Source organism: Devosia sp. (genome assembly GCF_028290645.1).
Lineage (GTDB): Bacteria > Pseudomonadota > Alphaproteobacteria > Rhizobiales > Devosiaceae > Devosia_A.
On the sequence record NZ_JAQGJL010000182.1, the window covers coordinates 1 to 8,719 of the forward strand.

At 64.9% G+C, this 8,719-nt stretch carries 8 protein-coding genes; all 8 read left to right on the forward strand.

Features of this window, described 5'->3' with window-relative positions:
- The first annotated feature begins 38 nt into the window (after positions 1–38).
- The 8 genes from JWQ89_RS10050 (at position 39) to JWQ89_RS10085 (ending at position 8,371) form a co-directional block, all read left to right on the forward strand.
- Positions 39–1,454, forward strand: a complete 1,416-nt coding sequence (locus JWQ89_RS10050; RefSeq protein WP_299640624.1) for a CehA/McbA family metallohydrolase — start codon at positions 39–41, stop codon at positions 1,452–1,454.
- Between the two features lie 3 nt (positions 1,455–1,457).
- Positions 1,458–2,309 carry a sugar phosphate isomerase/epimerase gene (locus JWQ89_RS10055; protein ID WP_299640626.1) on the forward strand — a complete coding sequence of 284 codons (852 nt, stop codon included), beginning with the start codon at positions 1,458–1,460 and terminating at the stop codon, positions 2,307–2,309.
- Positions 2,309–3,391, forward strand: a complete 1,083-nt coding sequence (locus tag JWQ89_RS10060; RefSeq protein WP_299640627.1) for a Gfo/Idh/MocA family oxidoreductase — start codon at positions 2,309–2,311, stop codon at positions 3,389–3,391. The genes JWQ89_RS10055 and JWQ89_RS10060 overlap by 1 nt, the downstream gene beginning before the upstream one ends.
- A gap of 238 nt (positions 3,392–3,629) precedes the next feature.
- Positions 3,630–4,781 (forward strand): extracellular solute-binding protein, encoded by a 1,152-nt coding sequence (locus tag JWQ89_RS10065; RefSeq protein WP_299640628.1) that lies wholly within the window; start codon positions 3,630–3,632, stop codon positions 4,779–4,781.
- Between the two features lie 95 nt (positions 4,782–4,876).
- Positions 4,877–5,653, forward strand: coding sequence for an ABC transporter permease subunit (locus JWQ89_RS10070; RefSeq protein WP_299640633.1), 777 nt, complete (start codon positions 4,877–4,879; stop codon positions 5,651–5,653).
- 1 nt (position 5,654) lies between these two features.
- Entirely contained in the window at positions 5,655–6,476 is an 822-nt protein-coding gene (locus JWQ89_RS10075) for an ABC transporter permease subunit (protein ID WP_299640629.1), read from the forward strand.
- Positions 6,477–6,493: 17 nt separating this feature from the next.
- Positions 6,494–7,531: an ABC transporter ATP-binding protein gene (locus JWQ89_RS10080; protein WP_299640630.1), complete on the forward strand. Its 1,038-nt coding sequence runs from the start codon at positions 6,494–6,496 to the stop codon at positions 7,529–7,531.
- Positions 7,532–7,537: 6 nt separating this feature from the next.
- Positions 7,538–8,371: a glycerophosphodiester phosphodiesterase family protein gene (locus JWQ89_RS10085; protein ID WP_299640631.1), complete on the forward strand. Its 834-nt coding sequence runs from the start codon at positions 7,538–7,540 to the stop codon at positions 8,369–8,371.
- Positions 8,372–8,719 lie beyond the last annotated feature (348 nt).

Genomic DNA, 8,719 nt, shown 5'->3' on the forward strand with positions numbered 1-8,719 from the left:
GGACAGGGGTGGGGGTCAGCGCGCTCCGGGGCCGCGGCATGACTCAGACAATCACTGTCCAGATCAGCCCTGCAGATCAGGCTCGTAACCCCTATTTCTACATCCCTTTCCCGGTCCCCGCCGGGACGACGCGGATAGATGTCGCCCTCGCTTATTCCAAGGCGGAGGACTGCGTCATCGACCTGGGCATGTTCGATCCGCGGGTGACGGCCTATCCATCGGAGGAAGGCTTTCGCGGGTGGTCGGGCGGGTTTCGGGATCGGTTCTTCGTGGCCACCGACGATGCGACGCCGGGTTACGTACACGGACCGATCCAGGCGGGCGAATGGAACGTCATTCTGGGGCTCTACAAGGTGCCGCCGCAGGGGGCCGAGGTGACGGTTACCGTCGATCTCGACAGCGCGGAGCGGGCCACCAATCCGCCGCCGGCGCGGACGTTTCCGGTGCGAGCGGGCGCGGGGTGGTATCGGGGGGACCTCCATTGCCACACGTTCCATTCGGATGCGGCGGGTTCGCCTGAAACGCTGCATGCGGCGGCTAGGCAGGCGGGGCTCGATTTCCTGGCCATTGCCGACCACAACACGATCACTCAGCGGCGCTATTTCCATGCCGCGTCGTCGCCGGACCTGGTGTTCGTGCGGGGGATGGAGGTGACGACGGCAGTCGGGCACGCCAATGTCTACGGCGTCGACGACTGGGTCGATTTCCGGATGACCAAAACTTCGGACGCGCATGTCCTCGCGGGCATCGTGCATCGGAAGGGCGGGCTCCTGTCGATCAACCACGACAAGCCGACCATTCCCTGGGACTACGAGTTTCCGGCGGCCGACTGCCAGGAGGTGTGGCAATCGACATGGATGGCATGGAACTGGGTGTCGCTGGGACGGTGGCAGGAGCGGCTGGCGCGGGGCCTGAGGATTTCGGCGATCGGCGGGAGCGACTTCCACCAGCCGGCGGAGTTGCAGCCCGAGGGGCCGCTGGTGCTGGCGCGTCCGACCACGGTGCTGTGGCTCGATGAATTGAGCGAAGAAGCGGTGCTGGCGGCGATGAAGGCCGGGCGCGGGTATGTGACCGAGGGGCCCGGGGGGCCGCATCTCGAGATCAACGTCAACGGGGAGCCGATGGGCTCGGCTGTGACGAAGCCACTCGATTGCCGGGCGATCGTGCGCGGCGCCAAGGGCGATGTGCTGGCCTGGATCGACGGGCGCGGCACGATCATCGAACAGGAGATCGACGCCGACGACTGGCGCGGCGAGCTGGCGCTGCTCGATGGCGCGGAGACGTTCGTGCGCGCCGAGATCATCGCCAAGGCCAGCAGGCAGCGGCTGGTCAAGGAATTCACTGTGGCGGCGACCGAGCGCGGCGAGCTGCCGTGGCAGCTCAAGGGCTCGCATCTCACCGACGAGCCGATCCGGCGCGCCATTTCCAATCCAATCTACATCGATCAGGACTGACCTATGCTTATCGGCAATGCCCCGTGTTCGTGGGGCATCAACTATCCAACCGGCAATGATTTCACCTGGCAGGAGTATCTCGACCAGGTGGCGGCGTCCGGCTACCGCGGCACCGAGCTCGGGCCCTTCGGGTTCCTCCCCAAGGACAAGAGCGTGCTTGGGCCGGAACTGGCGAAGCGCGGGCTGACGCTGATCGGGGCGACGCACGTGCATACGTTAGGCGACCGCGCTTCGGCGCCGGTGCTGATGGCGACGCTGCGGGAGCTGGCACCGCTGCTGAAGGACCTCGGGGCCGAGCATCTGGTCATCATGGACGAGAGCAACTGGTATCCGGCCGGGCAAGAAGGCGTGCTCGACCGCGAGGGCTGGAACGGGCTGACCGCCACGGTGCGCGAGGCGCAGGCGGTGATCGAGGGCGAGTTTGGACTGAAGGCGAGCTTCCACCCGCATATCGGCACGGCAGTCGAGTTCGAGCGGCAGATCGACCGGCTGCTCGAGGAGACCGAAATCGATCTCTGCTTCGATACCGGGCACCACGCGTTCTGGGGCCAGGATCCGCTCGCGTACATGGAGAAGGTGTGGGGGCGGATCGCCTACATGCACCTTAAGAACGTCGACGCGGTGGTGCGGCAGCGCGTGCTCGACGGGAAGCTGTCGGTGGCGGATTCGTATGGCGAGGGGGTGATGGCCCCCCTTCCCGATGGCGCGGTCGATATCCAGGCGGTGATGCGGTTTCTTGCGGCCAAGGGGTTCGATGGGCCGATCGTGGTCGAGCAGGACATTGCGGAGCAGGCGGCGGAGACGCCGCTGCAGCTGGCCAAGCGCAACTTCGTCTACATGCAGGCGATCGCGTGATGGGTGACAGGATCAAAGTCGGCTTCATCGGCCTCGGCGAAGTCGCGCAGCTGATGCATCTGCCGCTTCTGGCGGACGACCAGCGCTTCGAAATCGCGGCGGTGACGGATGTGTCGCCGAGCCTCGTCGCGCATGTGGCAGAGCGGTATGGGGTCAGGACCCGGCATGCTTCGGCCGACGCGCTGATCGCCGATCCGGGGCTCGATGCGGTGTTCATCCTGACCCCGGATCACCTGCATGCGCCGCTGCTGGAGCAGGCGATCCAGGCGGGAAAGCACGTGTTCATCGAGAAGCCGGCGGCGCTCACGGCGGCGGAACTGCGGCCGCTGATCGAACTCGACAAGGCCAACTCGAAGATCGTGTTCGTCGGCTACATGCGGCGGTTCGCACCGGCGTTCACCGAGCTGAAGAAGCGGCTGCCCGCGCGGAAGGAAATCCGGCATGTGCGGATCCGCGACCTGATCCGCGAGAGCCAGTTCTTCGTCGACCAGAGCCGCAACATCTTCCGGCCGGACGATGTGCCGGCGGAAGTGATCGCGGATGGGCGGTCCAAGACGCAGGCGTTGCTGAAATCGGTGATGGGTGAGGCGGCGCCGGACCAGTTGCGGGCATACCAGGTGCTGACCGGGCTCTCGTCGCACAGTTTCTCGGCGATGCGGGAGCTGTTCGGGGCACCGAACTCGGTCGCCGCGGCACGGCAGCATCGGGGCGAGAATGTCCTCGTGATGTTCGACTACGGGACCTTCACGGCGCTCTACGAGGCGGTGATCCACGATGTGGCGCGGTTCGATGCGGGGATCGAGGTGCTGACCATGAACCAGCATTTCAGGATCAACTACGACACGCCGTATGTGCGGAACCTTCCCACCCGGCTCGAGATCACGACTTCGGATCTGCACTCGACCGGCACCGAAATCATCGGACCGTTCTACGAGGATGCTTTCCGGGTCGAGCTGGCTGCGTTCCATCACTCCGTCACGACTGGGGAAAAGCCGAAGACGTTGCTGACGGATTCGCTCGCCGACCTCGAATTGTTCGCGGAAGTCGGGCGGCACTTTCTGCTGCAAGGACAATCCAGGTAACCGCCGGAACGGCCGGAAATCCGGGGGTATCGATGTCATCTGACTGTCACTGGAGTGCGCTTTAAGCGGGCGAAAGCCTCGCAGAACGAACGAGACGCGAGACTGTCACAATGGAATTTTCGTTCCATTTTTCGCTTGCCAGCGGGCGGACCAAAGCTAGTCTGGTCCCGAAGGTCGGCATCAGATTGACCTGCCTCCCGGGGATCATCCCGCGAGGCGAACGTAAGGGAGACAAACGATGAAACGTCGTGCGTTCATGCTTTCGGTCGGTGGCGTTGCCGCCGGCATGGTGCTGCTGCCGCGTCTGGCGCTTGCCGAGGCCGGCAAGATCGACTGGTACACGGGCTCGGACCAGAACATCCTCGATTTCTGGACCAACATCGTGAAGCCGAAGTTCGAGGCTGCGAACCCGGGGATCACGCTGAACCTCGTCGACGGTGGCGACAATGCGGGCCTGCAGTCGATCGCCGAGCGCGCCGTCGCCGCGATGCAGACCAAAACCGATCCGCAGGCCGACTATTTCGAGACCTTCGACCCGCGTCTGCCGGCCGGTGGGATCGAGGCTGGCCTCTGGGTCAACATGAAGGAAGCCGGGCTCTCGAACTATTCGAAGGTCAACCCGCTGGCCTTCGACGGCGATTACTCCCTGCCCTACCGCGGCAGCCAGGTGCTGCTCGCCTACGACACGACCAAGCTCGCTCCGGCCGATGCGCCGAAGACGTTTGCCGACCTCGTTGCCTGGATCAAGGCGAACCCCGGCCAGTTCATCTACAACCGGCCCGACAAGGGCGGTTCGGGTGGCAATTTCGTGCGTCGCGCGATCTACGAGGCCAATGGCCGCGACGTGAACGTGTTCAAGATCGACAACTATACCCAGGCATTCGGTGACGAGACGCTGGGCAAGGGCTGGGAGGTTCTCAAGGACCTTGCGGGCTCGCTGTTCGACAACGGCGCCTACACCTCGGGCAACACGCAGTCGATCCAGCTGCTGTCGCAGGGCGCCGTGACGATGATCCCGGCCTGGTCGGACCAGGCCATCCAGGCGATCAACACCGGCGTGCTGCCGGAGACCACCGGCCTCGTGCAGCTGACCGACCTCGGGCTTCCGGGCGGCTTCTCGCGCAGCACGTTGCTCTCTAACGGCGTCAACAAGGACGCCTCGCTCAAGCTCGCGGACTTCATCCTCACCGAGGAAATCCAGTCGGCGGTGCTGACCGAACTCGGCGGCTTCCCGGGCGTGTCGTGGGACTACATCTCGGCGGACCTGCGCGAGAAGTTCAAGGACGTCATCCCGACCACCATCCCGGTCTTCCCGGGCGGCGACTGGGAGAAGGCGATCAACGACGGCTGGTATCGCAACGTGGCCCCCAACGTGGACCGCAACGCGTGACGACCACGCCGGCGATCGACATCGTCGGAACGAAAAAGAGCGGGAGGCCAATCGGCCTCCTGCTCGTTGCTGCGCCGGTGCTGCTGGTGTGCTGGATGGTCATCTGGCCCATCATTTCGGCGATCGCGCGCACGGTCTGGCTGCCCAACGAGGGCAGTGGACGGAGCTTCTCGCTCGAGACCTACGCCTTCTTTTTCTCCGACCAGTACAGCATAAACAACCTGACGGTGACGCTATGGACCACGGGGGTGACGGCGCTGCTGCTGCTGCTCATCTGCCTGCCCATCGCGCTCTACCTGCGCTTCGCCAAGGGGCGGCTTGCCGCCTATGTGCAGGGGCTGGCGATCTTTCCGATGTTCGTGCCGTCGATCATCCTGAGTTATGCGGTGATCCGCGTGCTTGGGCCGAACGGCACCGTGGACCTGCTGCTCAATTCCGTCGGGCTGCCGCATATCCGCTCGCCCTATCTCACGCCGTGGGGGCCGGTGATCGGGCTGGTGTGGGACAATATTCCGCTGACCGTGCTGATCCTGCTCTCGGGGCTGGGGAACGTTTCGAACCAGTCGATCGAGGCGGCGCGCGATGTCGGCGCCGGGCGCTTCGCGCTGTTGTGGCACATCATCCTGCCGCGGATTTCGAACTCGATCCTCGTGGCGGTGAGTTTTACCGTGCTCGGGATCTTCTCGGCGTTCACCCTGCCCTACGTGCTGGGCCCGGCGGCGCCGGAGATGATGGGGCCGTTCATGCAGCGCACCTTCCGCGACCTGAACGATCCGACCAACGCCATCACCCAGGCGGTGATCGCCTTCGCGTTCTGCATTGTGTTCGGGCTGTTCTATGTCCGCTCCGTTGCCAAGAACCGGGCGCCCTGACATGGCGCGTGCCCTGACCGAGCGACGGATCGACTGGACCGGCATCTTCTTTGCCGTGGCGCTGACGCTGGTCATCGTCTTCCCGCTGCTGGTGGTGGGCACCTGGGCCTTCACCAATGTGTGGCGCTACCCTTCGGTGATCCCGCAGGAATTCGGGCTGAAGTTCTGGTACCAGACGCTGGCGCGGGCCGACGTTTGGAGCGCCATCACGATGAGCCTCAGCCTCGCGACGATGGTGACACTGCTCTCGGCCATCATCTGCCTGCCGGCAGCCTATGCCTTTGCGCGGATGGACTTTCCGGGGCGGAACATCCTGTTCTTCTCGTTCCTCGCCGGGCACGCGTTTCCGAAGTTCGGCCTGCTGGTGGCGATCGCCGGCATCTTCCTCAGCCTAAACCTGATCGGGACGTTCTGGGGCGTGGTGCTGATCCAGCTGGTGGGGACGCTGCTGTTCATGATCTGGATCCCGGTCGCGGCGTTCCAGTCGGTCGACCGGCGGATGGAGGAAGCGGCGCGCGACGTGGGTGCGGGGCCGTTCCGGGTGTTCTGGTCGATCACGCTGCCACAGGCGGGGCCGACCATTGCGGCGGCGGTGCTCCTGAGCTTTGTCGGCACGTTCTACGAGACCGAGGGCGCGTGGCTGATCGGCGCGCCGCAGATCAGGACGCTGCCCGTGCTGATGATCAGCTTCATCAACAACCAGCCGGTGATCCAGTATGGCGCGGTGCTTTCCGTGCTGCTGTGGATCCCGAGCTTCATTGCGCTGCTGTTCGCACGCCGCGTCATCAGTTCGGGCAGCTTTGCCCGCGGTTTTGGCGCCTAGAGAGGTTTCTGCCCCGCATGTCCGTGCTCGACATCAAGAACGTGACCAAGAGCTTTTCGACCACCAAGGCGGTGGACGACTTCACTCTGACGGTCGGGGATGGCGAGCTGGTGTGCCTGCTCGGGCCGTCTGGGTCAGGGAAATCGACGCTGCTGCGGATGATCGGCGGGTTCGAGACGCCGACCTCGGGTGTCATCACCATCGACGGCGAGGATGTGACGCGCGTGCCGCCGGAGAAGCGGCCGACGGGGATGGTGTTCCAGAGCCACGCGCTGTGGACGCATATGAACGTGTTCAAGAACCTGGCGTTCGGGCTGAAGCTCCGCGGGCTGCCGGCCGATGAGATCAAGCGGCGGGTCGAGGCGGTGCTGGAACTGGTGGGCCTCGGCGGTTACGGACACCGGCAGACGACGCAGCTTTCGGGCGGGCAGCAGCAGCGCGTGGCGCTGGCGCGCTCGCTGGTGCTGGAGCCGAAGATTTTGCTGCTGGACGAGCCGTTCGCCAGCCTCGACCAGCACCTGCGCGAGCGGCTGCGCGAGGAAGTGCGCGATATCCAGCAGCGGCTGAAGATCACGACGCTGTTCGTGACGCATGGGCAGGATGAAGCGCTGGCCCTGGCCGACCGGATCGTGGTGATGCGCGACGGGCGGACCGAGCAGGCAGCGCGGCCGGACGTGGTCTATCGTGAACCGGCAACGCCGTTCGTCGCGGGGTTCATCGGGACGATGAACCTGGTGGACGGGACGGTTGCCAACGGCAGGTTCGCGCATTCGGGTTTTACCGTGCCGCTGCCGGTCGGCGACGGTGCGGCGACGCTGGCGGTGCGGCCGGAGGCGCTGGAGATCGTGCCGGCCAGCGGCGCCGGGATGGCGAAGATCCATCGGGTCACCGACTACGGCACGCATGCGATTGTCGATATCGAATTGCCCGGCGGGGTGCGGCTCAAGTCGATGACGAGGGAGGCGCGGGACTGGTCCGCGGGCCAGTCGATCGACCTGAAGCCGCGCGCCTTTGCCGCCTATCGCGACAATGCGGCGATCCACCGGAGCAACTGACCTTCCATGACTGACGCGATCTCGGTGACCCGTGATGGTTACCGCACGTTCTTCAAGTGGCACCGCGGCCGGCGGATGGCCAGCGATCCGGTGTTCACGGGACGGCGCATTATCGAGGGGATGAAGCTGGGGGCCAGCGTCGAGGTGGACCTGGTGATCCATGCGGACGACGGAATGGCGGTGCTGCACAACCTGTTGCTGGAACGCGAGACGACCGGCAGCGGGCTGGTGCGCGAGACGCCGGCCGAGGTGCTGCGGGGGCTGCACCTGAGGGACAATGACGGGCAGCAGATCGAGGACAAGGTGATGCTGCTCGAGGATCTCGCGGCGCTGATTGCGCGGGACGGGGCGCATCCCGAGGGGCTGCTGCAGCTCGACTACAAGGAGGATGCAGCGGCGCTCAATCCGCGGGTGATCGCGAATTTCGCAGAGGCGCTGGGACCGGTGGCACGGCATTTCATCCTGTCGTCAGGGGATGCGGAGTCGGTGGCGCAGCTGTCGGAGAACGTGCCGGGGCTTCGCATCGGGTATGACCCCTGCCACAAGGGCGCGCTGGAGCGGTTGATGGCGACGCGGGACTATGCGGGGTTCGTCGCCGATGCGGTGGCGGCCTCGCCGAAGTCGGAGCTCGATTATCTCGAGTATCGGCTGGTGCTGGAGGCAGATCGGGACGGGTTTGATATCATTGGGGCGTTTCATCGGGCCGGGAAGCGGATCGACGCATATACGGTGAAGCGGGCGGATGATGAGGGGCTGGCGGTGGTGCGGCGGCTGCTGGAGTTGCGGGTGGATCAGATCACGACGGATGATCCGGAGGGGCTGGCGGCTCGGTTGGGATAAACTCGATCTCTCGTCATCTCTCCCCTTGCGGGAGAGAAAGCGATTTCTTGGGCTTAGCGTTTGCTAAGTCCTAGAAATCGCAAGAGAGGGGTCATGGGAGGCAGGGTGGCTCCGCGCCCCCTCTCTTGCGAAATCTAAGGCTTAGCCAAACGGCTAAACCTAAGATTTCGCTTTCTCCCCCGCCAAGGGGGAGATGGGGCCGGTGGGTTGTCTGACATAGTGACAACCCCCGCATCACCCGCTACCCCTTATGCCCTCACCGGAATCCACCTCATGACCACGCACCGCTTCGTCCCCACCGAATGGCACAATGTCCTCGGCACCCTCCCCCCTGCCCTGACCGTCGCG

What these genes read in the sequence shown, in the direction of transcription:
- JWQ89_RS10050 (WP_299640624.1), top strand. Translation starts at nt 39, where the DNA reads ATGACTCAGACAATCACTGTCCAGATCAGCCCTGCAGATCAGGCTCGT.
- JWQ89_RS10055 (WP_299640626.1), top strand. Translation starts at nt 1,458, where the DNA reads ATGCTTATCGGCAATGCCCCGTGTTCGTGGGGCATCAACTATCCAACC.
- JWQ89_RS10060 (WP_299640627.1), top strand. Translation starts at nt 2,309, where the DNA reads ATGGGTGACAGGATCAAAGTCGGCTTCATCGGCCTCGGCGAAGTCGCG.
- JWQ89_RS10065 (WP_299640628.1), top strand. Translation starts at nt 3,630, where the DNA reads ATGAAACGTCGTGCGTTCATGCTTTCGGTCGGTGGCGTTGCCGCCGGC.
- JWQ89_RS10070 (WP_299640633.1), top strand. Translation starts at nt 4,877, where the DNA reads ATGGTCATCTGGCCCATCATTTCGGCGATCGCGCGCACGGTCTGGCTG.
- JWQ89_RS10075 (WP_299640629.1), top strand. Translation starts at nt 5,655, where the DNA reads ATGGCGCGTGCCCTGACCGAGCGACGGATCGACTGGACCGGCATCTTC.
- JWQ89_RS10080 (WP_299640630.1), top strand. Translation starts at nt 6,494, where the DNA reads ATGTCCGTGCTCGACATCAAGAACGTGACCAAGAGCTTTTCGACCACC.
- JWQ89_RS10085 (WP_299640631.1), top strand. Translation starts at nt 7,538, where the DNA reads ATGACTGACGCGATCTCGGTGACCCGTGATGGTTACCGCACGTTCTTC.